The following is a 25,198-nucleotide window of genomic DNA, read 5'->3' as shown; positions in this document are numbered from 1 at the left end:
TAATCACTCCTCCCACGCGGCAATGATATCGCGCTCGTCGTCGCTCATGTTGGTGATATTACCAAGAGGCATATAGCGACTCGCGACAACTTGCTGAATTTGCGTTTGATGTCCAAGAATATCTTCCCAGCTATCAAACGCATAACCTGCGGGCGGCGCTGAAAAACCGGCATGTTCAGGTTGACGAGCATGGCATTGAGTACAATGCTGATCAATTAACCCTGAAATCTGGGCTTGGCTGGGCGCACCTGAGATACTCGCATTACCTGCACCAGGGCTAGGCGCGGCCACCCAAAATGCTAATAGAATAAGCCCTATCCCAACGGCAGGATAGGCGGGTTGCGTCTTTCCAGCATGCATTAATACAAAGAACTGCCTAATCAGCGCGCCAGCAAAAATAAACAGCACCATCACTACCCAGGAAAGCTCATGGGAGTAGATGAACGAGTAGTGATTACTCACCATCAGCAGAACGACTGGCAGCGTAAAGTAAGTGTTATGCACCGAACGCTGCTTGCCACGCTTACCATCTAGCGGATTAGGCGTTTCGCCAGCCTTCATGGCTTTCACCATGCGGCGCTGACCAGGAATAATCCAGAAAAAAACGTTAGCCGACATGGCTGTTGCCATCACCGCCCCAGTTAACAAGAAGGCAGCGCGCCCTGTGAACATCTGAGTGCTTAAATAGGCGACCACTATCATCATCACCGCAACGGCAACGCTGAGAAGACCATCGCGGTCCATGTTAGGACTTATGCGCTTACAAAGTTCGTTATAAACCACCCAACCACCAAGCAAGAAAGCCAATGCCAGTAGATTGGCCTGCCAACCAGTCATACTAGCCGCCCACGCCCAGCTACTGTTGGGGTTAACTAGGTAGAAACCTGGGTTTGCCATATAAAGAATAACGAACAAAGCAAAGCCTGATAGCCACGTGGTATAGGCTTTCCAGAACGACCAATGAAGGTCGTTCGGCAGCTTAGCGGGTGCGGTAGCATACTTTTGATTATGGTAGAAACCACCGCCATGTACCGCCCACATCTCTCCAAATACGCCTTTTTCACGATCTTCGGCTGCTTTCGGCGTTCTTAGACCATTATCCAACATGACAAAATAGATCGACTCACCGATCCAGGCGATAGCCGCAATAACATGCAACCAGCGTAACAATAAATTTGCGAAATCAATAAGATAGGTTTGCATAACCGCCCCCCCTCAACTACCGCGGTAGGTAGAGTAGCTATAGGGGGACAGCAACAGTGGTACATGGTAATGCTGACTGGCATCCGCAACGCCAAAACGTAAAGGAATAACATCTAGAAAGCGCGGCTCTTGAGAAGCTATGCCCTGAGCGCGCAAGTAGTCACCCGCGTGAAAAACCAGCTCATACTCGCCTACTGTAAGGGCATCACCCTCTAAGATAGGCCCATCACAACGACCGTCACTGTTGGTGGTAACGCTGCCTAGGTGTTCACGCGTGTTCCCTGACAAGCGATACACCTCAATCGTGATCCCCTGACCGGGCTGCCCTTTGGCGGTATCGAGTACGTGGGTAGTTAACCGTCCCATAGCCACTCCTTAATAATCGCGGTTGTTGATAGTAGTTGTTCGACTTAACCTAGTGGTCAAAGAGTACCGTTGATACCATTTATTGTATACAGTATTTCCATTATTAAACACACTGGAGAGATTTTGTGCCTAACTCAACACCACTCACGCTTTCACCCGCCCCTAGCACATGCAGCTTGGAAACCTTTACCCACCATTATGGTGATGTGTATGAACACTCTCCTTGGGTAGCAGAAGCCGCCTGGAAGGAAGGGTTAAACAGTGCGCATGACGCACCGGACGCACTGGCTGATCTCATGGGCCTTATGCTTCAGCAGGCAACACCTGAGCAGCAAATTGCTGTTATTCAGGCACACCCTGACTTAGCAGGCAAAGCGGCAATATCGGGTGAGCTAACTCAAGATTCTACCCGCGAGCAAGCTGGTGCCGGGTTAGATCAATGTACGCCAGAGGAGTTTGCGCGCTTCGAACAGCTAAACGCAGCTTATAAAGAAAAGTTTGGCTTCCCCTTTGTGATTGCCGTGAAGGGGCTTGATCGTCACGCTATTTTGTACGCGTTTGAAAAACGCCTAAATAACGATCTTGCTGAGGAGAGAAAAACCGCCATTGAACAGATTATCCGTATAGCTCGCTTTCGGCTGAACGGGCGGGCCGAACAGCAGCTGTTGTAATTGGCATAATCTAAGTAGATACAAAAATGCCGCACCTAATTTCCAGCGCGGCATTTATCTACCAACTGATAGCGTTCAATCTTTTTCTTTCAAACGCTTATCTAAAGCATGGTGTATTACTGCTTTGTACTTTCCACTGCTTTCTTAGTGGTTTCTTCTGCCATTTTTTGGCTTTCTTGCATAAAGCTTTGGCTGATAGAAGTGACTTTCTCAGAGTCTCCCTTCATGCGCTCCATGAGGTCAGTTGCAGCTTTCTGCTGACTTTCCATGGCTTTTTTAAAGCTATCGGCATCTTTCACGTCTAACCATGTGCGTGCCTGTGCAATGGTCATATCGGAATAAGCGCGCGCTGCATCCATTTGCGCACTAACAATCTGTTGATAATAATCAAGCGCTGCCAGCGTATAAGAGCGCATGGGTGCTGAAATAACAGACTCAAACTGCTGACTGGTTTTCTCTGCGGCCTTGTTCATCACATAATCCCCTTGAGTGAGCTAGCGATTCGACTCGCATCGATGAGCGGTCGATGGTCAGGCGGTTGCCTTTACTAACAACTGCCTTTATTAGCTACTGTCTTTAGTAACTACTAACCTTAGTAACTACTACTTTCAGTAACTACTGTTTTCAGTAACTACTGTCTTAATAACAACAAAGCTAGCAGCGCTTTTTGTGCAGCGCAACATGATTTTTTCATAATCTTGCGTCAGATCATTAATATAAATATCCTGCTTTTTTGGCAGCGACGACTTAACGATTGCCAAACAAGTATTTACGCGCTTGTTCATCCATTTCTCCGCCTCCCTGCGGGTTGACGTCTTCGATCAAAGAATAAGCTTTTCGAACAGCAGGACGTTGCGCCACTTCATTAAACCATCGCTCTAAATCAGAAAACTCCTCCAGCGTTTGTCGCTGCTTATCCCATGGCACAATCCAGGGATAAATCGCCATATCAGCAATGGAGTAACAGTCACCCCCTACGTAGTGCTGCTGGGATAAACGCTGATCTAACACGCTATACAAGCGATGCGTCTCACGAACATAACGTTCGATAGCGTATTCAATTTTCTGTGGAGCATATTGGCAAAAATGATGGTTTTGGCCTGCCATCGGCCCAAGCCCACCCATTTGCCAATGAAGCCACTGCAACACGACATAGCGCTCACGCCCTTCTGAGGGTAGAAACTGGCCACACTTATCAGCCAAGTATTCTAAAATAGCGCCCGACTCAAAGAGCGCCAGGGGTTGGCCGCCATCTTTAGGCGCATGATCAACAATGGCGGGAATACGGTTATTAGGCGAAATGGTTAAGAATTCGGGATCAAACTGCTCCCCACGCCCAATGTTAATAGGTTTTACCCGATAAAGAAGCTTAGCTTCTTCAAGCATGATGGAGATTTTGTGGCCATTGGGAGTTGTCCAGTAATACAGGTCAATCATTGCCATCTCCTCTCACACAGACGGCGTAAGCCGCTTGCGTGGTTTTACTAGTACATACGATTGGTACAGGCGGCAACGCTGCCGCCTGACACATTATAAATCACGAATAGTGACGGCCTTACCCGCGACCGCGTCGTGCACCTCCAGCATACGCTTAAACCATTCATCCACCGGATCATTCGCATCAACTAATAGCTCAAGGGACACGGTATACGCCCACATCATGCTACCGAATAACAGGTAATCCGCTCCGCTAGGGGCTTCACCATCCAGAAACGGACTTGCTCGCAACTGATCACGCACTGGGGCTAATAGCTGCTTTAGCTGAGCTCTCCCTTGCTCTGGATTGTTAACCTCTTCTAATCGCATACCAAAACGGGCTTCACGGGTCTCTCTGAAATAAGCACGATCGTCAGGATGGATGGCCTCTAATAAATCTAATGCCACTGTTCGAAAAAGTGCCGGTGTAACGCTACGCTCAACATAGAGCTTAAAAAAGTGCACACGCTGATAACTCACTCCTTCTCCCAACACGGGGTTCGCAGGGTAGGCTTCATCTAAGTAACGCAAGATGTCAAAGCTATCGGTGACCACAGTGTCGCCATCGGTTAATACCGGCACTTTGTCGTAATCTGCAAAGGCAAGCGCCTCTTTTTCACGAAAACGCCAAGGGACCGTCGTATATTCTAGCCCTTTGTGTGCCAGTGCCATACGCACGCGCCAGCAGTAGGGTGAAAAACGTAAGCGCTCATCGCGCCCACATAAATCATAAAGGGTTATTGCCACGGTAGCGGTCTCCTTGTTGTTGAAGAGAGTAGTTAAAAAGTTGTTTAAGCAAAATTGTCACAACGGAAGCTCCAATTAACAACAATGGGCGCAAGCCATCAAGGACGCAAGTGGCTTTGCCCAGGCTGATCGTCCTCCATCAGCAGGCAAATGGTCTTTATCAAGGAAAGGATTTCGCAAACGTTGCTGGCTCTGCACCGCTTACTTGGATGGAAACTGTACTGTCTATTAGTCTAATAACTTGATGCCAGCCTCACTACATTGAGGAGATTTAAAAGCAAATAAAAACAAATCGTTAAAATTAAAAAAGTGGTTCAAAGCCTATACGAATAGCTCCTCATAATTGGTCTTACCAATTATCCAATATAGCCATTTTTTCTACCTAACCGTATCTTTCGCACTGACCCGACCAGCATTGCCACAAACCGCTGGCATCTGCCGAGCACACCAAATCAATAACAAGGGGCCATTCCTCACATGAATGAAACTACACTTGCACTTCTGGCATTTCTGCCGCTGTTGCTTGCCGGTATTTTGCTCATTGGTTTTAAAATACCCGCAAAAATAGCGATGCCGATTGTTTTCCTGACGGCAGCCATCATTGGTCTAACCGCTTGGGATATGTCGTTTAGCCGCGTTGCCGCGTCTACTATTCAAGGTCTGATCCAAACAGCAGGCCTTTTATGGATTATTTTTGGCGCTATCTTACTGCTGAACACGCTCAAACATTCTGGTGGCATCACTGCGATTCGTAACGGTTTTTCAGGCATCAGCCCTGACCGTCGCGTTCAGGCGCTAATTGTTGCTTGGTTGTTTGGCTGCTTTATTGAAGGTGCGTCTGGTTTCGGCACCCCAGCCGCGGTTGCTGCGCCATTGATGGTGGCACTCGGTTTCCCTGCGCTGGCTGCGGTTGTTGTCGGCATGATGATTCAGTCCACACCCGTTTCTTTTGGTGCCGTCGGCACGCCGGTTGTTGTTGGCGTTGGTAGCGGGCTGGACCGTGCAGGCATCACTGCACAATTAGAAGCAAACGGTTCTACGTGGGATGTGTTTTTCCAGCAGGTCACCAGCTCTGTCGCCATCACTCACGGCATCGTGGGCATTTTAATGCCGTTGATTCTGGTGTTGATTATGGTGCGCTTCTTTGGTGCTAACCGCTCCTGGAAAGAAGGTCTATCTATTGCGCCTTTTGCCATCTTCACCGGTATTTCGTTCGTTGTGCCATACATGCTGGTAGGTGTTTTCTTAGGCCCTGAATTCCCATCAATGATTGGCGCCATGGTCGGTCTGGCAATCGTTGTACCTGCCGCGCGTAAAGGCTTCCTATTGCCGAAAGACACTTGGGACTTCCCTGAATCAACGTCATGGCCCGATGAGTGGATTGGTAACCTACAAATCAAACTGGATGACGTTGCTGGCAAAGCGCCAATGTCAACGCTAAAAGGCTGGATTCCTTACGTTCTACTTGCAGTCTTCTTGGTCGCGTCACGTATTGTTGAGCCGCTGAAGTCCGCACTGACCTCTGTCAGCCTGAGCTGGACCAATATTCTGGGTGAGGCGGGTATCAGCGGTGGTGTGCAACCACTTTATCTGCCGGGCGGCATTATCGTTGCAGTGGTCATCGTCACTTACTTCCTGCACAGCATGAACCCGCAGAAAATCAGTGCGGCTGTCTCTGAATCGACTAAAACCATCTTTGGTGCCGGCTTTGTCTTGATCTTCACCGTTCCGATGGTGCGTATCCTGATTAACTCTGGTGTTAATGGCGCTGACCTTGTGTCAATGCCCGTCATGATGGCCCAAGCGGTAGCGAGCAGTGTTGGCGGTATCTATCCCTTCTTTGCGCCAGCCGTTGGTGCGATGGGCGCCTTTATTGCCGGTTCAAATACCGTTTCTAACCTGATGCTAGCGGAATTCCAGTTTAGCGTTGCCGAAACGCTCGGCCTATCCACCGCAATGATGGTAGCGCTGCAAGCAGTCGGTGCAGCAGCGGGTAATATGATTGCGATTCATAACGTTGTCGCCGCATCAGCAACAGTAGGTCTACTAGGCCGTGAAGGTACAACGATTCGTAAAACAATTATTCCCACCATCTACTATCTAATCTTTACTGGAATCATTGCGTTAATCGCTTTTTATGTGATTGGCATTACCGACCCATTAATGTGACGGTGAAGCGTTAGTCATTATTAAGCACTCTACGCTGGGTAGCCTTAGGGCTACCCAGCAGCCGTAAGAACGTTTTCAATGCTCAGCCATCTAAACCACGCCAGCATGTCTAGCCTTTTCACAGTATGAAAAAGTTTTCTAGTGCCGCTTTAGTTATTTATGGAAAGCTTTTCCATAAAGTGATTAGATACCTTCCTGCCCTCCTCATCCACAGGAGCTAACATGAATATTCATTTCGATGAACGCCTCGACGGCGAATTCATATACCGCGATAAAGCAGACGTATTAGAGGATCTGCAAAATGCAGTGCCCTCCTTAACACTGCTTCACAGGGAAGAGGATTTACACCCCTTTGAATGTGATGGCCTTGCCGCTTATCGAATCCTGCCAATGTTGGTTGCATTACCCGAAACGCTGGAACAGGTAGAAGGCCTTTTAAAGCGCTGCCATGCGTTAGGTGTTCCTGTGGTTACCCGTGGTGCAGGCACAGGACTTTCCGGCGGTGCCCTACCACTTGAGCGGGGCGTGCTGCTCGTCATGTCACGCTTCAACACCATCATTAATGTTGACCCAGATGCCCGCACCGCACGTGTGCAGCCTGGCGTGCGCAACTTAGCGATCTCTGAGGCTGCCGCGCCTTATGGGCTCTATTACGCACCCGACCCTTCTTCACAAATCGCTTGTTCTATTGGCGGCAATGTGGCTGAAAATGCGGGCGGCGTGCACTGTCTCAAGTACGGGCTCACGGTCCATAACGTAATGCGCGTTGATGTAATGACGATTGAAGGTGAGCGCATGACGCTAGGGTCCGAAGCACTAGATGCACCTGGCTTTGATCTTCTTGCGCTGATGAACGGCTCTGAAGGCATGCTGGGCGTGGTCACGGAGATCACCGTAAAACTGCTGCCAAAACCTGAAACTGCCAAAGTACTGATGGCCAGTTTTGATGATGTAGAAAAAGCGGGCCGTGCGGTTGGCGATATTATTGCTGCTGGGATAATTCCTGGCGGGCTAGAAATGATGGATAAACTTGCCATCAAGGCCGCAGAAGATTTCATCAAGGCAGGCTACCCCGTTGAAGCAGAAGCTATTCTTCTGTGTGAACTAGATGGCGTTGAAGCCGACGTGGATGATGATTGCCAAACCGTTCGCCGAGTCTTAGAAAAAGCCGGTGCAACCGATATTCAGCAGGCGCGCGATGAGGCCGAGCGTGCTAAGTTTTGGGCAGGGAGAAAAAATGCGTTCCCCGCCGTGGGCCGCATGTCGCCTGACTACTACTGCATGGATGGCACGATTCCACGTCGCGAGCTCCCCCGAGTACTCAAGGGCATTGCGGCCCTGTCGGAAGAGAGTGGGTTAGCGATTGCCAACGTTTTCCACGCCGGTGACGGCAATATGCATCCGCTGATTCTATTTGATGCCAACAAAGAGGGTCAGTTGACGCTCGCCGAAGATGTAGGCGGAAAAATTCTAGAGCTATGCGTGGCGGCGGGTGGCTCTATTACTGGCGAACACGGCGTTGGCCGCGAAAAAATCAATCAGATGTGCAGTCAATTTCACTCCGACGAATTAACGGTATTCCATGCATTGAAAGCCGCTTTTGACCCACAGCGCCTTCTCAACCCAGGGAAAAACATTCCCACCCTGGCGCGCTGTGCCGAGTTTGGAGCCATGCACGTGCACAACAACGAGCTACCGCATCCGGAACTACCACGCTTCTGATGCCACTCCTAGTCGACTAACCACTAGGAAGTATAATTATTAGGAATGACCATGACTGAACTAGCGATACATGCTGCCGACCGAGATATCGCTGCCGACCTGTGTGAACAGGTGCGCAGCGCCTATGCCGACCGCACACCACTGCGCATAGTAGGTGGCGACACTCGCGCTTTTTATGGCCGACCGGTAGAAGGCAACGCCCTCAACATGGCGGCCCATAGCGGTATTGTCTCTTATGACCCGGTAGAACTTGTGGTTACTGTTCGTGCTGGTACGCGTTTAAGCGAACTCAACGCTGCACTGGCTGAAAAAAATCAAATGCTGGCCTTTGAGCCACCCGCATTTAGCGATGCCAGCACCATCGGCGGCGCTGTTGCCACCGGCATGTCTGGCCCACGCCGCCCATGGGCTGGCGCCGCAAGGGACTTTGTTTTAGGCACACGGGTGATCACCCAGGAAGGTAAACTGCTGCGTTTTGGCGGCGAAGTCATGAAAAACGTTGCAGGTTACGACCTGTCACGCTTGATGGCTGGCGCTCAGGGCACCCTAGGTGTACTGGCTGATATTTCCTTTAAAGTACTGCCTATCCCCACCGCCAACCACAGCCTGCGCCTTAGCATGGGCCTTGAAGAAGCGCTGGCCAAACTCGCCGAATTAGGACGACAGCCCCTGCCTATTACCGCCGCAGGATGGCACTCAGGCGAGCTATTTATTCGCCTGGAAGGCGGTGCAAGCTCAGTTAACGCGACCAAAGAGCGCCTGGGCGGTGAGTCACTTTCTAACGACTTCTGGCAGCAATTGCGTGACCACCAACACGCCTTCTTTAAGCTGAATGAGGGGCAGGCATTGTGGCGTTTATCACTCCCCCCCAATACGCCACCACTCGTCCTAGAAATTCCTCAAAGCGATCTTTTTTATGACTGGGGCGGCAGCCAACGATGGGTAAAAACTCATATGACGGCTGACACATTGCGCGCGGCTTGCGAGCAAGCCGGTGGCCATGCCACCTGTTTCACTCCTTTCGCTCAAGGCGGAGCAGAATCGCCGTTTACTCCGCTCAACCCTGTAGTTGAAAAGTATCATCGCAATCTGAAGGCCGAGCTGGATGCCTACGGCATTTTCAACCCAGGTCGTCTTTATGCGGCGTTTTAATCAGGAGAGCTGACATGCAGACGCACTTTACCGATGCTGACCGCCAAAAACCGCATATTCAGGAGGCTGAGCGTATTCTACGCACCTGCGTTCACTGCGGCTTCTGTAATGCCACCTGCCCCACCTATCAGCTATTGGGCGACGAGCGTGATGGCCCTCGTGGGCGCATCTATTTAATGAAAGAGTTACTGGAGAGCCGCGATGACGATGACCAGGTCACTGAAGAAACGCGTCTACATTTAGACCGCTGCCTTTCCTGCCGCAACTGTGAAACTACCTGCCCATCGGGCGTGGAGTATCACAAACTTTTAGATATCGGCCGTGCAGAAATTGATCGCCGGGTACCTCGCCCAATGGCTGAACGCGCCCAACGCTATGCGCTACGTAAAATGCTGGTGGACCCTAAGCGCTTCAAAGCACTTCTGACATTAGGGCAAACCTTCAAACCTCTGGTGCCTGGCAAACTGCGTAGCAAAATGCCGCCAGCACCAGTAGATGCAGGCCAACGTCCGGATAGCCAGCGCCACCCTCGTAAGGTGTTAATATTAGAAGGGTGCGTTCAACCAGGCCTATCTCCGAATACCAATGCAGCGACCGCTCGACTTTTAGATCGGCTCGGCATTAGCGTAACGCCTATCAGCGAAGCAGGCTGCTGTGGAGCCATTGATTTCCACTTGAATGCCCAGGATGATGGCCGTGCCCGTATGCGGGCTAATATCGATGCTTGGTGGCCACAGATTGAACAAGGAGCTGAAGCCATTGTTCAAACGGCCAGTGGCTGCGGTGCCTTTGTTAAAGAGTATGGTGACATGCTCAAAGACGACCCAGCCTATGCAGAGAAAGCGCAAAAAGTAAGTGCGCTAGCGAAAGATATTGTGGAAATCCTGCGTGATGAGCCAGTAGAGGAGCTACAGCTTAAAGAGCATCAACGTCTCGCGTTTCACTGCCCGTGTACGCTACAACACGCCCAGAAGCTCAATGGTGCAGTTGAAGGCGTACTAAGCAAGCTGGGCTTTTCGCTAACACCAGTGAAAGACGCCCATTTATGTTGTGGCTCAGCAGGCACCTATTCGGTGACTCAACCAGAACTTGCTACCCAGCTACGCAACAATAAGCTCGATGCGCTTGAAGCGAGTAATCCTGAGGTTATCGTTACTGCCAATATTGGCTGCCAAGCCCATCTAGCTAGCGCCAATCGCACCCCGGTAAGGCACTGGGTAGAAGTGGTTGATGCCGCTCTGGTATAAACACTAATTCACTTTGCCGCGCTAATACGCTTTTACAAGCAACACTGGCGCGGCATTTTACTCCCCTTGATAAAAAGGAAAGATTGATGCAAACCAAAGCTGTTCTCGGCCAAACCGACGTTATTCAAGTGCTAGATGCTGCTCAAAAAGAAGCCGATAACAACGGATGGCCGGTCACCATTGCCGTAACAGATGATGGAGGACACTTACTTGCCCTGCGTCGTTTAGATAATGCTGCGCCGTTCAGTGCAGAGGTAGCGACCCAAAAAGCACGCAGTGCAGCGTTAGGTCGTAAAGAAACACAAGTTTTTGAAGAGATGATTAACGGCGGCCGTACTGCATTTTTGTCTGCTCCACTACAAGGCCTATTATCAGGTGGCGTTCCTATCATCGTAGATGGCAACGTCGTAGGTGCTGTCGGCATTTCAGGCGTAAAACCGGATCAGGATGTACAGATCGCCAAAGCAGGTGTAAGCGTTATAGCTTGATGCTACCGTGCAGCCTAATGGCTGCACGTAATGGGCTAAAGGTGCTAATTTATGGGAACTAATTTATAGTTCCTAACTTATACGCAATAAAAAAACCCAGATCATTGATCTGGGTTTTTTGAATTCGTTCGACTGACATAGCAAATCGATTACTTTTTTACATCAACAAATCTATAACAATAAACACTTAAATGGCGGACCGGACGAGACTCGAACTCGCGACCTCCGGCGTGACAGGCCGGCATTCTAACCGACTGAACTACCGGTCCACGTTAAGCGACTTCTTATCTACCATTAAGTTAGCTATCTATAAGCGGTTCAGAGGCGCTTAAAATATTAAACCAAATGGTGGGTGGTACTGGGTTCGAACCAGTGACCCCCAGCTTGTAAGGCTGGTGCTCTCCCAACTGAGCTAACCACCCAAGGCACTGCAAGCTTTATGCTTAGCAATGGTGCAACTAATGTAAGCTATCGTGGCGGACCGGACGAGACTCGAACTCGCGACCTCCGGCGTGACAGGCCGGCATTCTAACCGACTGAACTACCGGTCCGAATAGCGATAACTTATGCACAGTGATAATTGATGATGGCGGACCGGACGAGACTCGAACTCGCGACCTCCGGCGTGACAGGCCGGCATTCTAACCAACTGAACTACCGGTCCACTTAATGCATCAGTTACTACTGCTTCACGTTCCCAAACGACCAATTAAATGGTGGGTGGTACTGGGTTCGAACCAGTGACCCCCAGCTTGTAAGGCTGGTGCTCTCCCAACTGAGCTAACCACCCGCTGGTCACGTGGCGCTGCATTCTACAGAAGCTTAGTAATTTGTCAATACGATGCATTTAAATTTTTGATTTAAACCAGCGTAATGACTTTACTACACAAGCTCTGCAACATCTGCTTGATGAGCGCGGACGAAGGATGCCGCAAGTAGGGCTGCTTCGTCAATCAAAACCTGCTGATTTAACCCAGAAATACGTCTGGGCTTAAAGTCATGATCCCCATCCGCCAGCCAAACAACATTAATATTATTGGGCAAGCTGTAGTCTGAAACATCGCCTACGTCGCCAAAGGGGTCCCGTTCACCTTGTAAAATCTGTACAGGGCAACCAATAGCAGGAAAGTGCCCTAAACGACGTTTATCTGGTTTTTTAGGCGGATGAAAAGGATAGCCTGCAACAATAACACCTTGGCAATGCACCTGATGACCCACCATTTCACTGGCAAATAGTGTCGCAACACGTCCTCCCATCGATTTACCGCCTACCCATAACGGCTGATCGCTTAAAGGCGCGAGCAGTGTGGCCCATGCAGTGAAGTGAGCTACTGTTTGCTGAATGGGTGGTGGCGGACGACGCTTGCCCTGCTCGTTAATTTGCTGCATGTAAGGAAAATCAATTGCTAAGACCTGGATTCCTTGCCTTGCCAGTGTCGCGGCAAATTGCCGCATAAACGCAGAGCAATGACCCGCTCCGGCACCATGAGCAAACAGTATTCGGCCAACCTTAGGCATACCCAAAACAGTCAGCGGGCCGTGTCCAGCCACCATAAACCGCTGCACGGTAGGCTTAGCTAACGCATTATTCAACGCCTCTGGGGATATATCGACAAAACCAGAATCCGCGTAATACGACACGTTTAACTCCTAATAATTCAGCGTTACTTCTATTGGCGTGTTCAGCTTAGGGCGCGGCTGCGATAGAATCTAGAACGGATCTTGACCTGCATCATCAAGCGAGTGGTCGCACCCGTGCAAAATGCTAATGCAAAATGCTACGGGTTACCCCCTAACCGCGTTCGATGGGAACATGAAATGAGCACAGCACTGGAACACCCGACCTACAACTACAAGGTAGTTCGGCAGTTCGCGATCATGACCGTTGTGTGGGGCATTGTAGGCATGACGTTAGGCGTCATCCTTGCCTCCCAGCTAGTTTGGCCGCAACTGAATCTTGGCTTACCTTGGACAAGCTTTGGACGTCTTCGTCCGTTACATACTAACGCCGTTATCTTTGCTTTCGGCGGATCGGCACTATTTGCGACGTCATATTACGTCGTACAGCGCACCTGTCAGACACGTCTGTTCTCTGACAAGCTTGCAGCGTTTACCTTCTGGGGATGGCAAGCGGTTATCCTTTCTGCTGTGGTGTCCCTACCATTGGGCTACACCACGACAAAGGAGTACGCTGAACTCGAATGGCCTATCAACATTTTGATTGCGGTCGTGTGGATCAGTTACGCGATTGTTTTCTTGATGACGATTAAAAAGCGCACCACGTCACACATCTATGTGGCGAACTGGTTCTTTGCAGCGTTTATTTTAACCGTTGCAGTACTGCATATCGTTAACAATGCGGCGATTCCGGTCACCCCCATGTACTCCACCTCGATTTATGCGGGTGCAGTCGATGCCATGGTGCAGTGGTGGTACGGCCATAACGCGGTCGGTTTCTTCCTGACGGCAGGCTTCCTGGGTATGATGTATTACTTCGTGCCAAAACAGGCCGAACGCCCGATCTACTCCTACCGTCTTTCTATCGTCCACTTCTGGGCGTTAATCATGATTTACATGTGGGCTGGCCCTCACCACCTGCACTACACAGCGCTGCCTAACTGGGCGCAGTCGCTAGGTATGATCATGTCTATCATTCTTCTGGCACCTTCCTGGGGCGGCATGATTAACGGCATGATGACGCTATCCGGGGCTTGGCATAAGCTTCGCACCGATCCTACCCTGCGTTTCTTGGTTGTCGCACTTTCGTTCTACGGCATGTCGACCTTCGAAGGTCCGATGATGGCGATCAAGACCGTCAACGCGCTATCGCATTATACCGACTGGACCATTGGTCACGTACACTCGGGTGCACTTGGCTGGGTAGCCATGATTACGATCGGGTCTATGTACCACCTGATCCCGCGCTTATTTGGGCGTACTGAAATGCACTCGGTCAACTTAATTGCCGTGCATTTCTGGCTAGCTACTATTGGCACTGTGCTGTACATCGCCGCTATGTGGGTTAATGGCATTATGCAGGGCTTAATGTGGCGCGCAATCAACGCTGACGGCACATTAATGTATACCTTCGTTGAGTCTGTCGAAGCTAGCGGCCCAGGCTACTTTGTTCGCCTCATAGGCGGCCTGTTCTGGGTTGTCGGCATGCTAATCATGGCATACAACGTTTACATGACCGTCAAGCGTCGCGAAACGATTAGCAGCTATTCAGCGCCACAGGCCGCTTAAACCGGGGAAGTTGAGACCAATGAAACACGAGATTGTCGAAAAGAACGTTGGCCTGCTCGCCGTGTTGATCCTGGTTGCGATCAGCTTTGGCGGCTTGGCCGAAGTGGTGCCGCTGTTCTTTCAAAAGCAAACAACAGAGCCAGTTGAGGGGCTACGCCCCTTAAGCGCACTGGAGTTGGAAGGACGTGACATTTATCGCCGTGAAGGTTGCGTAGGCTGCCACTCACAAATGGTTCGCCCCTTCCGCGCAGAAACTGAACGCTATGGCCACTATAACGTAGCCGGCGAGCAAGTTTATGAGCATAACTTCCTATGGGGTTCTAAGCGCACCGGGCCTGACCTTGCTCGCGTGGGAGGACGTTATAGTGATGACTGGCACCGCGCGCACATGTATAACCCCCGCGATGTGGTACCTGAGTCGGTCATGCCTGCTTATCCTTGGCTATTTGAAAACACTCTGGATGGCGAATCTACACCGGCAAAAATGCGCACCCTACAACAGCTAGGGGTGCCCTATGACGATGAAGATATCGCCACTGCGACAGAAGACGTTCGCGGCACCCAGGAAATCACTGCACTGGTGGCCTATCTGCAGCAGCTAGGAACCGTGCTCGAGGGCACTCGTTAAGCTATGGATACGGGAACTTTCCGCGGTCTTATCACGCTGTTTTTGATCGTCGCTTTTATTGGCATTTTTATATGGGCCTACTCAAAGCGACGCAAACCAGACTTCGAAGAAGCGGCTAACCTGCCCTTCGCCGATGAAGATGATGATAAGCAACCGACCCGTGATAAGCATGCTTCGACTAAACACGAAGTGGATTCCCGCCACGACAGGGGAGATAAAAATACATGAATAATTTATGGGGTGACTCCCTATCCAGCTTCTGGAGCGCCTGGATTATTGTCATCACGCTAGGCACTATCGCATTAAGCGTTTGGATTCTATTTGCCAACCGCCGAACCGATAAAACGCCGGATGCTGATGGTAATGTCGAAACCACTGGCCATGCCGCTGATGGAATTGAAGAGTACGACAACGCATTACCTCGGTGGTGGTTTCAACTATTTGTACTCACCGTTATTTTTGCCCTGGGTTATCTAGTGCTTTACCCAGGCTTGGGTAACTACGCCGGCGTTTTGGGCTGGTCTCAAGAAAGTCAGTGGGAAGAAGAAGTCGCTGATGCTGAAGAGCGTTTCACGCCGATTTTTGCCCAGTACCAGGAAGTACCTATTCCTGAACTGGCTAGAGACGCTGAAGCAATGCGGGTAGCAGAGCGTGTTTACTTGAACAACTGTGCGGTATGCCACGGCTCGAACGCCCAAGGGGGCTACGGCTTCCCAAATCTGACCGATGATGATTGGCTCTATGGTGGCGAACCAGAAAACATCATGATGACGCTAAACAACGGTCGTAATGGGTTAATGCCTGCTTGGCAGCAGCTTGGTGAGAATAATATTGAAAACCTCACTCAGTACGTGCTCTCGCTCTCTGATCTGGAGCATGATGCAGAGCGTGCGGCTAGCGGTGAAAGTACGTTCCTTGCGGCTTGTGCGGCATGCCATACACCAAGCGGAACGGGTAACATCGCATTAGGCGCGCCCAATCTGACAAATGACATTTGGCTTTATCAGGCACCAGGCCAAAGCGTTGCCGACTCTGTCCGTCAAACGCTGCGTAATGGTCGTAATGGCCATATGCCAGCGCAAGCGGCTTACATTGGTGAAGAACGCGTTCACTTGGTCGCAGCCTATGTCTACAGTTTACGCTTCAACGACTAGCCTTTCGTTAGCGGTATAGACATTGGTGCATGACAGGGTGCGGTTTCATACCGCACCCTTTCTTCATCTATCGCTCATCCAGACAACTTCTCTATCCGTTACACTATGATTTAGCGACACGGCATACAGTTGCGTTATCTCTAACGTTACGGGTCTTAACGCCACGATATCTATGTTGCCGCCCACTCCTGCCTTATTGAGCTGTGATCATCGCCATGGAAAAAATACCTAGCCAAGATATTACACCGTCTGTGGGGCACCATACCCCTGGAGAGAGCACAACTCAGGATATGTATGCTAAGCGCCGTCATATCTATGTGCGCGAAATTAAAGGTTTATTTCAAAAAGTTAGACGCAGCGCTAACTGGGCGCTCATGCTCGGTTTTTTTCTGCTCCCTTGGCTAAACTGGGGTGATCGACCGGCGGTTTGGTTTGACCTACCAGGCCGTGAATTCCATATTTTTGCTGCCACCTTTTATCCGCAAGAGTTCGTCCTACTTTCCTGGCTACTTATTATCTGTGCCTTTGGGCTGTTTTTTATCACGGTTTTTGCTGGGCGCGTTTGGTGCGGCTACACCTGCCCTCAAAGCGTCTGGACCTTTTTGTTTATTTGGCTTGAGCATCGTATAGAAGGCTCTAGAAACCAACGTATTAAGCTCGATAAGCAGCCCATGACTGCTGATAAAATATGGCGAAAAGGGGCCAAACATACCGCTTGGTTATTGATAGCCCTGGCCACTGGCGTCACTTTTGTGGGCTATTTCACCCCCATTCGAACGCTAGTAATGGAATTACCGACGCTAGAAGCCCATGGCTGGTCCTATTTTTGGGTTGGCTTCTTTTTAGTATTCACCTACTTAAATGCTGGCTGGCTACGCGAGCAGGTGTGCATTTATATGTGCCCCTACGCTCGCTTCCAATCCGTCATGTTTGATCGCGATACATTAATTGTGTCGTATGACGAAGCACGCGGTGAACCAAGAGGCCGACGTAAAAAATCGCTTAGCCACACCCAGGCAAGAGAAGCTGGCTTTGGCGACTGCATTGACTGCGAACTATGTGTTCAAGTCTGCCCAACGGGTATCGATATTCGCGACGGGCTGCAATATGAGTGCATTACCTGTGCGGCTTGCATTGATGCCTGCGATAGCGTCATGGATAAAATGGGCTATCCTAAGGGCCTTATTCGTTACACAACAGAGAATGCGCTAGAAGGTAAAAAAAGCCATATTTTGCGCCCTCGGCTATTGGGCTACTTTGTCGCGCTGATTATCATGGTGGCAGCATTTGCATGGGCAGTTAATGACCGCATTCCGCTTAGCTTCGATGCCGAACGCGAGCGTACTCAGCTGTATCAAATGACTCGCGAAGGCCAGATCAGCAATGTTTATAGCATCACAGTACGTAACCTGGATAACGAACCGCATACCTATCAGATCAGCGTGTCAGGTCTGCCTAGCTTAACCCTGGATCATACGTCGATTAGCGTGCCTGCAGGCGAGTCGCGCATTCAGGTTGTGACCGTACTTGCGAACCCTCAAGACTTAAACCAGCCTAGCCACCCCATTACTTTTGCGCTTCAAGCAGTGCAAGATGAGCAAATCCGTCAGGAGCGTGAAGCTCGCTTCTTAGGTAATGCCAGGAGATAAATGCGTTATGTCAGATTCACCGATTACACCCTGGTATAAGCAGTTTTGGCCATGGTTTTTATTGGGCCTACTGTTTTCATCCATTGTTGTCAGCACGACCTTTGCAGTTTTGTCGATCAAAAGCTACGACGGCATGGTGGTACAAGAAGATTATTACGAACACGGCAAAGCAATTAACGTGGTGCTCGCAAAACAAGAGCAAGCACGGGCATTAAATTTAAGCGCCGAGCTACGCATTGATCCGCTGACCAGTGATATCGTTGTTGATCTTGCTGGCGATGCTCGTCCAGACAAGCTCTACCTCGATCTGATCTTTCCCACTGAAGATGACCGCGATCAGTCGTTTGTTCTAGAGCATGTCCGCGACGGGCGCTATATCACCCAAGGCCCAGACAATCTACGCTATCGCTGGTATCTACAGCTACAGCCAGAGCAAGGCGGCGACGCTGACTGGCGACTAATCGGCGAAGCACGCTTCCCTGATGAAAACACTATTGCACTACTACCGGGTGGACGCTCGGAGAACGAATGATCAAGACCACCCTTAGCTGCTATCACTGCGGTAACACGGTGCCCGATGGGGCACCGTGGCGTATTAATATTGACGACACCCCCCAACCACTGTGCTGCCCCGGTTGCGAAGCCGTCGCTCATGCCATCGTCGATGGTGGTTTGGAAAGCTACTATCGCTATCGCACCGAAATGCCCGAGCGCCCTGATGAGCGCCAAGCTGCCAAGGCAGAAACTTGGTCAGTATTTGACGACCCTGGTTTACAAGCGCAGTTTGTTCACCCCGAAGGAGATGAAGGAGAAGTAAGGGCCACACTGGCGATAGACGGTATCACCTGTGCAGCCTGCGCTTGGCTCATCGAACACCGATTGAACGCACTAGAAGGGGTCACATCAAGCGCCGTTAACCTAACCCATCACCGCCTTCGCGTTAGCTGGGACCCAGAGGTTATTAACCTTTCTCAATTATTCGCTGAACTAGCGGCCATTGGTTACGATGCGCAGCCCTACGAGCCTGACCAAGCCCAAATGCGCTTGCAACATGAAGAACGCATGAATGTGCGTCGCCTAATTGTTGCCGCCGTAGGCATGATGCAAGTCATGATGTTCTCTATTCCCATTTATGTATCGGGGCCAGGTGAGCTTAGCGAAGACTTTTACGCTCTGTTTCACTGGCTATCATTTGCTCTCGCAACGCCCGTGGTATTTTTCTCAGCGCAGCCTTTTTTCCGTAACGCATTACGCGACCTGAAAACAGGTGTGCTTGGCATGGATGTGCCCGTTTCATTAGCCATTGGCGGTGCTTATTTGGCAAGTAGTTACGCGGTACTGTTTAACGTTGGCGAGGTCTATTTTGACTCAGTGGCCATGTTTACCTTTTTCTTGCTGTTTGGCCGCTACGTGGAAGGCCGGGCCAGACGGCGCAGCGGCCATAGCGGTAATGCGTTGAGCGGTGTTTTACCTGTGTCTGCCATTCGCTTAGAGCAGGATGGTAGCGAACGCATCCTGCCTGCCAGCGAACTCACGGAAGGCGACCGAGTGCTAATTAAACCCGGCCACGGCGTGCCGGCTGATGGCATTATCGAAGATGGCGAGTCCAGCCTCGACGAGTCGATGCTCACTGGCGAGTACTTACCAGTGACCCGTCGAGTAGGCGAATGCGTGGTGGGTGGGAGCCAAAACATGGAAAACCCACTCGTCATGCGGGTTACCCATGCAGGAAACAGCGCCAGGGTTGCTAACATCGTTGACTTAACGGATCGCGCCTTTGCCAGCCGCCCACGCCTTGCCCAAATGGCGGCGCGGATGGCTCACCTGTTTGTACTACGACTACTGATCGTTACCGCCTGTGTCACCGTCGCGTGGTGGTTTATCGACCCCTCCCGTATGTTATGGGTACTGCTTTCCGTATTGGTAGTGACCTGTCCTTGCGCACTGGCACTGGCAACCCCCACGGCACTAACAGCAGGACATGGCCAGCTGCGCCAGCGAGGCGTACTGATTACCCGTGCCGACGCGATTGAATCACTCTCCAACGTCACGCGGGTTATTTTTGATAAGACCGGCACATTGACTCGCGGCGAAATGCAACTGACTCAAACTCAACCTATTACCCAACAGCCTCTCACCCACCACCATACCCCACTCAGTGAGGAGCATGCGCAGGCTATTGCCGCGGCGCTAGAGGCACATTCAGAGCACCCCATTGCCAGGGCGTTTCGACCGTTTCGGGATGCCACCCTGCAAGCACGCAACGTTAAAAGCGTGACCGGAAGCGGCCTTGAAGGCACGTTGAACGGCGCAACATGGCGCTTAGGCAAACCAGACTTTGCCACGACAGCCGCCCTGGCTCCACCAGGATTTGGTCAATGGTTGCTACTCAGTGAAGATAATACGCCACGCGCTTGGTTTAAACTGCACGATGGCATTCGAGAAGATGCGGCCCAAACCGTTGCTGCCCTTCAAGCCCGCGGGCTTGAAGTGGAGCTGCTCTCCGGCGACACGCAAGAAGCGGTAGAGAGTTTGGCAGAGCAGCTCAACATCACCACTTGGCAAGCTGGTAAATCGCCTGAAGGCAAGCTTGAACGGTTACGTGAGCTGCAAGCCAATGGTGAACGAGTCGTGATGATCGGTGACGGTATCAATGATGTACCGGTATTGGCTGGCGCTGACGTCGCCATTGCTATGAACGGCGCCACAGACCTTGCCCGCACACGAGCCGACGCGATATTACTGAGTCCACGTCTAATACGTATTTTTGAAGCCATTGATATTGCCTGCGCCACGCGTCGCATTATGCGTCAAAACATGATGTGGTCGGTTTGCTACAATTTTTCGGCTTTGCCCTTGGCAGCGATGGGGTTAATTCCCCCTTGGCTGGCCGCAATTGGCATGTCACTAAGTTCCTTGGTGGTGGTAGGTAACGCATTACGTCTCACGCGCTGGCGCACACCTTCTGTTACTCAGGCTGGCCTATCCACACCGGTGAGTGTATGACAATCTTATATTTATTGATTCCACTTTCACTGATTTTGCTGGGCCTCGCGGTGTGGGCGTTTTTCTGGGCCGTTAAGCATGACCAGTTTGACGACCTCGAAGGTCCCGCCCACCGTATCCTGTTTGACGATGATGAGAATGACCTGCCCCCCGAACAACGCGCCGAGCGTAAAAAAAACGTGTCTTCTTCTCAAGACAATCAAGAGCCACCCGTATGAATCCCACGGGATTTGATTTACCGCCACTACTCGCTGCGTTTGTCTTTGGCTTAATGGGTGGCGCTCACTGTATCGGCATGTGCGGCGGCATTATGAGCGCACTCACGTTTGCCGTACCACCTAGCATGCGGCACCCAGCCCGCATGGGTGGGCTACTGGTTAGCTATAACGCGGGACGCATTCTCAGCTATATGGTGGCAGGCGCTAGTGTAGCGGCACTTGGCACACTGATCTCTCTTTCACCAAACGCACGTATTGCGCTCCAGGCGTTCGCCGCAGTAATGCTGATCTTAATGGCGCTCTATATCGCTAACTGGTGGAAAGGACTACTAAAAGTAGAGGCAGTCGGACGATATCTTTGGCGTTATATAGAACCGGTGGGAAGACGCCTGATGCCGGTTGTGCATCTTCCTCAAGCCTTCGCCCTTGGCGCACTTTGGGGCTGGTTACCCTGCGGTTTAGTTTATTCAATGCTAGCTTGGAGCCTAGCCATTGCAGACCCAATCGACGGTGCTCTTCTAATGGGGGCTTTTGGCCTCGGCACCCTACCTGCCTTGCTGGCAACCGGCCTAGCAGCACAGCAGCTGAGCCATTTAATTCGTCACCCTGCCACTCGCAGCATTGCCGCACTGTCAATCATTGGCTTTGCACTTTGGCAGCTGTGGTCTCTAGCACCTTACACTGCGCATTAAGCAGCCCCCATAGCTTGATATAGCTCAACGCTTTCAAAGTGCTACTGCACTAGCATAAGGATCAACAGCTGAGCGACATCGCTCAATTTGATTACATCGCTTACTTTTCACTTTGGAGCGTTCATCATGTCAGCCCATGCTACTGCTGCCCTCTCATCAACATCGTTCTCATCAACACCCACTGAAGTACCTAGCGCAACTGCCTGGAATGAAGCGCTACTGCGGCGTTACGACAAAAGTGGCCCGCGTTACACCTCCTACCCGACGGCGCTTGCGTTTCATGAGCAGTTTGGCACCGCTGACTTTACCCAGGCGTTAGAACGCAGTAATGCAAGCCGCCGACCGCTTTCCCTGTATGTACATGTACCGTTTTGTCGAAAAATTTGCTTCTACTGTGCATGCAATAAGATTGCAACGAAGAATACCGCTCTTGCCGAGCCTTACCTATCCCGGCTAGATCGAGAGATGGTGCTGACTGCACGCCATTTAGACACATCGCGCCCAGTTCAGCAGTTGCATTGGGGCGGTGGTACTCCCACGTTTCTTTCTTTAGCACAAATGGGAGACCTGATTGATCGCCTCGACGCCCGTTTTGGTTTATCTGGTTCAGCGGACCGCGATTACGCGATTGAAATTGATCCCCGCGAAGCAGACGTCTTTACCCTGCGCCATTTGCAGTCGCTTGGCTTTAACCGCTTAAGCCTGGGCGTACAGGATTTAAACCCGCAGGTACAAAAAGCGATTAACCGTGTGCAGCCCCGGGTGCTTACTGAAACACTCATGGAAGAAGCGCACCGCCTTGGCTTTCGCTCGCTCAATCTTGATTTAATCTATGGGCTGCCCTTTCAAACGGAAAAAAGCTTTGCTGAAACACTGGGCCAGATTATCGAATTAAATCCTGCCCGCCTGTCAGTATTTAACTATGCCCATATGCCCACCCGTTTTGCCCCTCAGCGACGTATCAATGAAGCAGACCTCCCCAACGCTGACGAGAAGCTGGCAATATTGCATACCACCATTGAGATGCTAACTAACGCAGGCTATGTGCATATCGGGATGGATCACTTTGCGCGCCCAGATGATAGTCTTGCAATTGCTCAGCGCAACGGAACCTTGCAGCGCAATTTTCAGGGTTACTCTAGCCATGCACAGTGCGATTTAGTTGGATTAGGCGTCTCCGCCATTTCACGGATTGACGATGTTTACGCACAAAATCCGACTCAGCTTGATCAATACGAAACATCTTTAGATCAAGGTAGGCTGGCAACCGTCAAAGGATTAAGGTTAAATAAGGACGACCTAATACGCAGAGACGTCATTGAGCGGCTAATGTGCGATATGTGCATTGATTTAGCAGCCATAGGAAAGCGTTGGAACATTGATGCTAGCGACTATTTTTCCACTGCTCTTGAACAGCTGCGTAACGCTGAACAAGATGGATTAGTCACTTTTCATCAGCAAATGATTAGCGCCACCCCTATTGGTCGGCTGTTGATTCGCCATCTAGCAATGGCCTTTGATGCTCGCCTCGCGGATCAGTCGACCCAACGCTACTCAAAGATTGTGTAAGCTTCTTGAGACGTCTTGCCCCAGGGCCTATCATGGCTAACGAGAAAGGGAGAATGATATGCCACACCCCGTCAGCCAACGACGCTCACTGTTGCAAGAAGCACGCTGCCAAACTTGTAGCTTAAGCTCACTGTGTCTACCGCTCGCATTAGAACTTGAAGACATGAGCCAGTTTGATGCGATCATCCGTCGCCGTGCACCACTCAAAAAAGGCGAGCCACTGTTTCGTCAGGGCGACCGTTTTACCAGTGTGTATGCCGTTCGCTCAGGCAGTCTAAAACAGGTGACCAGCGAAGGTAATGGCAACGATCAACTGACAAATTTCTACCTGCCCAGTGAACTGGTCGGATTGGACGGCATCGATGAAGAGCACTACCCCGGTAGCGTGATTGCCCTGGAAACTACCACAGTGTGCGAAATTCCGTTTGATCGTTTGGATCTACTTTCTGAAGAACTTCCGGAACTGCGTGGACAGCTATATCGCAGTATGAGTAAAGAGCTGCGAGACGATCGGCGCATGATGCGCTTGTTATCACGCAAAACTGCCGATCAGCGCTTGGCCAGCTTTTTAGTCACGCTTTCAGACCGTTTTCGCCGGCGCGGGTACTCGCCTTACAGCTTCAGGCTTTCTATGTCCCGCGCAGACATTGGTAATTACTTAGGCTTAGCGGTAGAAACGGTCAGCCGAATTCTTAGTCGCTTTCAACAGCAAGAAGTGGTCGCGGTTTCGGGGCGCGAGGTTAATATTTTAGATATGCAGCGTCTTATTACACTGGCTGAAGAAGAAGAGCAGCCGACTGCTCTACGCTAAGACTCAACGCTAAGCGTTTGAATACGGCGCTCCATCAGCGCCGCCTGCTTGGCTTCTAGCCCTGTAAAGTCAAACAGCTGGCGATCTGCTAGCTGTGAAGGCGCCACATTGGTCACCGCTTTGAACATGCTTTCTAGACGCCCTGGGTGCTTTTTATCCCATTCGGCCAACATATCTTTTACAATTTGTCGCTGAAGATTGGGCTGAGAGCCACACAAGTTACAAGGAATAATGGGGAATTCCATTAGCCTGGAAAATTCCACAATATCAGCCTCTTTGCAGTAGGCAAGGGGTCGAATGACAATATTTTTGCCATCATCTGACAAAAGCTTAGGTGGCATTGCTTTTAAAGTGCCTCCAAAGAACATATTTAGAAACAGTGTTTCCAAAATGTCTTCACGATGATGCCCTAACGCAATTTTTGTCGCACCAATCTCTTCAGCAAAACCATAAAGTGAACCACGCCTTAATCGAGAACAAAGCGCACAGGTCGTTTTGCCCTCTGGGGTTTTCTCTTTCACCACTGAATACGTATCACGCTCTAGAATGTGGTACTCAACACCCAATTTATCCAAATACTGGGGCAGCACATGCTCTGGAAAACCTGGCTGCTTTTGATCCATATTGACAGCGACCAAAGAGAAGTTAACCGGTGCATTTCGCTGTAGGTTGAGCAGTATTTCCAGCATCGTATAGCTATCTTTGCCACCAGACAGGCACACCATCACCTTGTCACCTTCACCAATCATCTGATAGTCAATAATGGCATTGCCGACTTCTCGCCGTAAGCGCTTTTGCAGCTTATTGAATTCACGCTTCTGCTTAGCATCGTGATGGTCGGACTGCGCCTGAAGGTGATCAACAGAACACTTGTCTGCAGAAGTATTTTCAGACGCTGCGGGATCAAAATAATCAGGTGATAGCATAATGTGGGCACTGCCGATGGTAGAAGAAGCAGCGGGCATTCTAACAATACTCGTTCCC

24 protein-coding genes and 5 tRNA genes are annotated in these 25,198 nt (G+C 50.7%); 17 read left to right on the top strand and 12 right to left on the bottom strand.

Annotated features, from left to right (window positions below; genetic code table 11):
- Positions 1–3: 3 nt before the first annotated feature.
- Entirely contained in the window at positions 4–1,203 is a 1,200-nt protein-coding gene (locus M0220_RS11205; protein WP_030073990.1) for a urate hydroxylase PuuD, read from the bottom strand.
- 12 nt (positions 1,204–1,215) lie between these two features.
- Complete coding sequence (gene uraH / locus M0220_RS11200; RefSeq protein WP_030073991.1) at positions 1,216–1,569, bottom strand: hydroxyisourate hydrolase; 354 nt, start codon at positions 1,567–1,569, stop codon at positions 1,216–1,218.
- A 125-nt stretch (positions 1,570–1,694) separates the two neighbouring features.
- Between uraH and uraD the strand changes: the two genes are divergently transcribed.
- Complete coding sequence (gene uraD / locus M0220_RS11195) at positions 1,695–2,240, top strand: 2-oxo-4-hydroxy-4-carboxy-5-ureidoimidazoline decarboxylase (RefSeq protein WP_030073993.1); 546 nt, start codon at positions 1,695–1,697, stop codon at positions 2,238–2,240.
- 116 nt (positions 2,241–2,356) lie between these two features.
- Here the strand turns inward: uraD and M0220_RS11190 are convergent, their stop codons facing one another.
- The 3 genes from M0220_RS11190 to M0220_RS11180 form a co-directional block, all read right to left on the bottom strand.
- The gene (locus tag M0220_RS11190; RefSeq protein WP_030073995.1) at positions 2,357–2,713 is read right to left on the bottom strand and encodes a phasin family protein; all 357 of its coding nucleotides are present in this window, start codon (positions 2,711–2,713) and stop codon (positions 2,357–2,359) included.
- A gap of 274 nt (positions 2,714–2,987) precedes the next feature.
- Positions 2,988–3,677, bottom strand: coding sequence for a glutathione binding-like protein (locus M0220_RS11185; protein ID WP_030073997.1), 690 nt, complete (start codon positions 3,675–3,677; stop codon positions 2,988–2,990).
- A 93-nt stretch (positions 3,678–3,770) separates the two neighbouring features.
- Positions 3,771–4,463 carry a glutathione S-transferase family protein gene (locus tag M0220_RS11180; RefSeq protein WP_264017661.1) on the bottom strand — a complete coding sequence of 231 codons (693 nt, stop codon included), beginning with the start codon at positions 4,461–4,463 and terminating at the stop codon, positions 3,771–3,773.
- Between the two features lie 477 nt (positions 4,464–4,940).
- Here M0220_RS11180 and M0220_RS11175 point away from each other — a divergent pair, with 477 nt between their 5' ends.
- From M0220_RS11175 to M0220_RS11155, 5 genes are all read left to right on the top strand, one after another.
- Positions 4,941–6,632, top strand: coding sequence for an L-lactate permease (locus tag M0220_RS11175; RefSeq protein WP_264017660.1), 1,692 nt, complete (start codon positions 4,941–4,943; stop codon positions 6,630–6,632).
- A 222-nt stretch (positions 6,633–6,854) separates the two neighbouring features.
- Positions 6,855–8,354 carry a glycolate oxidase subunit GlcD gene (gene glcD / locus M0220_RS11170; RefSeq protein WP_030074001.1) on the top strand — a complete coding sequence of 500 codons (1,500 nt, stop codon included), beginning with the start codon at positions 6,855–6,857 and terminating at the stop codon, positions 8,352–8,354.
- A gap of 51 nt (positions 8,355–8,405) precedes the next feature.
- Positions 8,406–9,506 carry a glycolate oxidase subunit GlcE gene (gene glcE / locus M0220_RS11165; protein WP_264017659.1) on the top strand — a complete coding sequence of 367 codons (1,101 nt, stop codon included), beginning with the start codon at positions 8,406–8,408 and terminating at the stop codon, positions 9,504–9,506.
- Positions 9,507–9,520: 14 nt separating this feature from the next.
- Complete coding sequence (gene glcF, locus M0220_RS11160) at positions 9,521–10,753, top strand: glycolate oxidase subunit GlcF (protein ID WP_264017658.1); 1,233 nt, start codon at positions 9,521–9,523, stop codon at positions 10,751–10,753.
- Between the two features lie 86 nt (positions 10,754–10,839).
- Positions 10,840–11,241 (top strand): heme-binding protein, encoded by a 402-nt coding sequence (locus M0220_RS11155; protein WP_264017657.1) that lies wholly within the window; start codon positions 10,840–10,842, stop codon positions 11,239–11,241.
- A 192-nt stretch (positions 11,242–11,433) separates the two neighbouring features.
- Here M0220_RS11155 and M0220_RS11150 read toward each other — a convergent pair.
- The 6 genes from M0220_RS11150 to M0220_RS11125 form a co-directional block, all read right to left on the bottom strand.
- Positions 11,434–11,510: transfer RNA gene (locus tag M0220_RS11150), tRNA-Asp, on the bottom strand.
- 77 nt (positions 11,511–11,587) lie between these two features.
- Positions 11,588–11,663, bottom strand: a tRNA-Val gene (locus tag M0220_RS11145).
- Positions 11,664–11,715: 52 nt separating this feature from the next.
- Positions 11,716–11,792, bottom strand: a tRNA-Asp gene (locus tag M0220_RS11140).
- 36 nt (positions 11,793–11,828) lie between these two features.
- Positions 11,829–11,905 (bottom strand) — tRNA-Asp (locus M0220_RS11135).
- A 50-nt stretch (positions 11,906–11,955) separates the two neighbouring features.
- Positions 11,956–12,031 (bottom strand) — tRNA-Val (locus M0220_RS11130).
- A gap of 92 nt (positions 12,032–12,123) precedes the next feature.
- Entirely contained in the window at positions 12,124–12,882 is a 759-nt protein-coding gene (locus M0220_RS11125) for an alpha/beta fold hydrolase (protein ID WP_264017656.1), read from the bottom strand.
- Positions 12,883–13,059: 177 nt separating this feature from the next.
- On the opposite strand from M0220_RS11125, the gene ccoN reads away from it, so the two are divergent.
- The 11 genes from ccoN to fnr all read left to right on the top strand — a co-directional run bounded on the left by ccoN (position 13,060) and on the right by fnr (position 24,214).
- Positions 13,060–14,487 (top strand): cytochrome-c oxidase, cbb3-type subunit I, encoded by a 1,428-nt coding sequence (gene ccoN, locus M0220_RS11120; protein WP_030074010.1) that lies wholly within the window; start codon positions 13,060–13,062, stop codon positions 14,485–14,487.
- Positions 14,488–14,506: 19 nt separating this feature from the next.
- Positions 14,507–15,115: a cytochrome-c oxidase, cbb3-type subunit II gene (gene ccoO / locus M0220_RS11115; protein ID WP_030074012.1), complete on the top strand. Its 609-nt coding sequence runs from the start codon at positions 14,507–14,509 to the stop codon at positions 15,113–15,115.
- Between the two features lie 3 nt (positions 15,116–15,118).
- Entirely contained in the window at positions 15,119–15,343 is a 225-nt protein-coding gene (locus tag M0220_RS11110) for a CcoQ/FixQ family Cbb3-type cytochrome c oxidase assembly chaperone (protein WP_030074015.1), read from the top strand.
- On the top strand, positions 15,340–16,269 hold the full coding sequence (ccoP, locus tag M0220_RS11105) for a cytochrome-c oxidase, cbb3-type subunit III (protein ID WP_030074016.1): 930 nt from the start codon (positions 15,340–15,342) through the stop codon (positions 16,267–16,269). Before M0220_RS11110 ends, ccoP begins: the two co-directional genes overlap by 4 nt.
- Positions 16,270–16,484: 215 nt before the next feature.
- A complete protein-coding gene (gene ccoG, locus M0220_RS11100; protein ID WP_030074018.1) occupies positions 16,485–17,918 on the top strand; it encodes a cytochrome c oxidase accessory protein CcoG in 1,434 nt (477 codons plus the stop codon).
- A gap of 7 nt (positions 17,919–17,925) precedes the next feature.
- Positions 17,926–18,450: a FixH family protein gene (locus tag M0220_RS11095; RefSeq protein WP_030074020.1), complete on the top strand. Its 525-nt coding sequence runs from the start codon at positions 17,926–17,928 to the stop codon at positions 18,448–18,450.
- Positions 18,447–20,924 carry a heavy metal translocating P-type ATPase gene (locus M0220_RS11090; protein WP_264017655.1) on the top strand — a complete coding sequence of 826 codons (2,478 nt, stop codon included), beginning with the start codon at positions 18,447–18,449 and terminating at the stop codon, positions 20,922–20,924. The genes M0220_RS11095 and M0220_RS11090 overlap by 4 nt, the downstream gene beginning before the upstream one ends.
- A complete protein-coding gene (gene ccoS / locus M0220_RS11085; protein ID WP_030074024.1) occupies positions 20,921–21,142 on the top strand; it encodes a cbb3-type cytochrome oxidase assembly protein CcoS in 222 nt (73 codons plus the stop codon). Before M0220_RS11090 ends, ccoS begins: the two co-directional genes overlap by 4 nt.
- Entirely contained in the window at positions 21,139–21,834 is a 696-nt protein-coding gene (locus M0220_RS11080) for a sulfite exporter TauE/SafE family protein (RefSeq protein ID WP_264017654.1), read from the top strand. Before ccoS ends, M0220_RS11080 begins: the two co-directional genes overlap by 4 nt.
- Before the next feature lie 126 nt (positions 21,835–21,960).
- Entirely contained in the window at positions 21,961–23,403 is a 1,443-nt protein-coding gene (gene hemN / locus M0220_RS11075; protein WP_264017653.1) for an oxygen-independent coproporphyrinogen III oxidase, read from the top strand.
- A gap of 58 nt (positions 23,404–23,461) precedes the next feature.
- Positions 23,462–24,214, top strand: coding sequence for a fumarate/nitrate reduction transcriptional regulator Fnr (fnr, locus tag M0220_RS11070; protein ID WP_030074029.1), 753 nt, complete (start codon positions 23,462–23,464; stop codon positions 24,212–24,214).
- Here the strand turns inward: fnr and ttcA are convergent.
- Complete coding sequence (ttcA, locus tag M0220_RS11065; RefSeq protein WP_232222395.1) at positions 24,211–25,179, bottom strand: tRNA 2-thiocytidine(32) synthetase TtcA; 969 nt, start codon at positions 25,177–25,179, stop codon at positions 24,211–24,213. The two genes, fnr and ttcA, sit on opposite strands and share 4 nt — an antisense overlap.
- Between the last annotated feature and the right edge of the window lie 19 nt (positions 25,180–25,198).

Source organism: Halomonas qinghailakensis, from assembly GCF_025820815.1.
Taxonomy (GTDB): domain Bacteria; phylum Pseudomonadota; class Gammaproteobacteria; order Pseudomonadales; family Halomonadaceae; genus Vreelandella; species Vreelandella qaidamensis.
This window is presented reverse-complemented; position numbering and strand designations above follow the sequence as displayed.

What these genes read in the sequence shown, in the direction of transcription:
- M0220_RS11205 (WP_030073990.1), bottom strand. Translation starts at nt 1,203, where the DNA reads ATGCAAACCTATCTTATTGATTTCGCAAATTTATTGTTACGCTGGTTG.
- uraH (WP_030073991.1), bottom strand. Translation starts at nt 1,569, where the DNA reads ATGGGACGGTTAACTACCCACGTACTCGATACCGCCAAAGGGCAGCCC.
- M0220_RS11190 (WP_030073995.1), bottom strand. Translation starts at nt 2,713, where the DNA reads ATGAACAAGGCCGCAGAGAAAACCAGTCAGCAGTTTGAGTCTGTTATT.
- M0220_RS11185 (WP_030073997.1), bottom strand. Translation starts at nt 3,677, where the DNA reads ATGATTGACCTGTATTACTGGACAACTCCCAATGGCCACAAAATCTCC.
- M0220_RS11175 (WP_264017660.1), top strand. Translation starts at nt 4,941, where the DNA reads ATGAATGAAACTACACTTGCACTTCTGGCATTTCTGCCGCTGTTGCTT.
- glcD (WP_030074001.1), top strand. Translation starts at nt 6,855, where the DNA reads ATGAATATTCATTTCGATGAACGCCTCGACGGCGAATTCATATACCGC.
- glcE (WP_264017659.1), top strand. Translation starts at nt 8,406, where the DNA reads ATGACTGAACTAGCGATACATGCTGCCGACCGAGATATCGCTGCCGAC.
- glcF (WP_264017658.1), top strand. Translation starts at nt 9,521, where the DNA reads ATGCAGACGCACTTTACCGATGCTGACCGCCAAAAACCGCATATTCAG.
- M0220_RS11155 (WP_264017657.1), top strand. Translation starts at nt 10,840, where the DNA reads ATGCAAACCAAAGCTGTTCTCGGCCAAACCGACGTTATTCAAGTGCTA.
- ccoN (WP_030074010.1), top strand. Translation starts at nt 13,060, where the DNA reads ATGAGCACAGCACTGGAACACCCGACCTACAACTACAAGGTAGTTCGG.
- ccoO (WP_030074012.1), top strand. Translation starts at nt 14,507, where the DNA reads ATGAAACACGAGATTGTCGAAAAGAACGTTGGCCTGCTCGCCGTGTTG.
- M0220_RS11110 (WP_030074015.1), top strand. Translation starts at nt 15,119, where the DNA reads ATGGATACGGGAACTTTCCGCGGTCTTATCACGCTGTTTTTGATCGTC.
- ccoP (WP_030074016.1), top strand. Translation starts at nt 15,340, where the DNA reads ATGAATAATTTATGGGGTGACTCCCTATCCAGCTTCTGGAGCGCCTGG.
- ccoG (WP_030074018.1), top strand. Translation starts at nt 16,485, where the DNA reads ATGGAAAAAATACCTAGCCAAGATATTACACCGTCTGTGGGGCACCAT.
- M0220_RS11095 (WP_030074020.1), top strand. Translation starts at nt 17,926, where the DNA reads ATGTCAGATTCACCGATTACACCCTGGTATAAGCAGTTTTGGCCATGG.
- M0220_RS11090 (WP_264017655.1), top strand. Translation starts at nt 18,447, where the DNA reads ATGATCAAGACCACCCTTAGCTGCTATCACTGCGGTAACACGGTGCCC.
- ccoS (WP_030074024.1), top strand. Translation starts at nt 20,921, where the DNA reads ATGACAATCTTATATTTATTGATTCCACTTTCACTGATTTTGCTGGGC.
- M0220_RS11080 (WP_264017654.1), top strand. Translation starts at nt 21,139, where the DNA reads ATGAATCCCACGGGATTTGATTTACCGCCACTACTCGCTGCGTTTGTC.
- hemN (WP_264017653.1), top strand. Translation starts at nt 21,961, where the DNA reads ATGTCAGCCCATGCTACTGCTGCCCTCTCATCAACATCGTTCTCATCA.
- fnr (WP_030074029.1), top strand. Translation starts at nt 23,462, where the DNA reads ATGCCACACCCCGTCAGCCAACGACGCTCACTGTTGCAAGAAGCACGC.
- ttcA (WP_232222395.1), bottom strand. Translation starts at nt 25,179, where the DNA reads ATGCCCGCTGCTTCTTCTACCATCGGCAGTGCCCACATTATGCTATCA.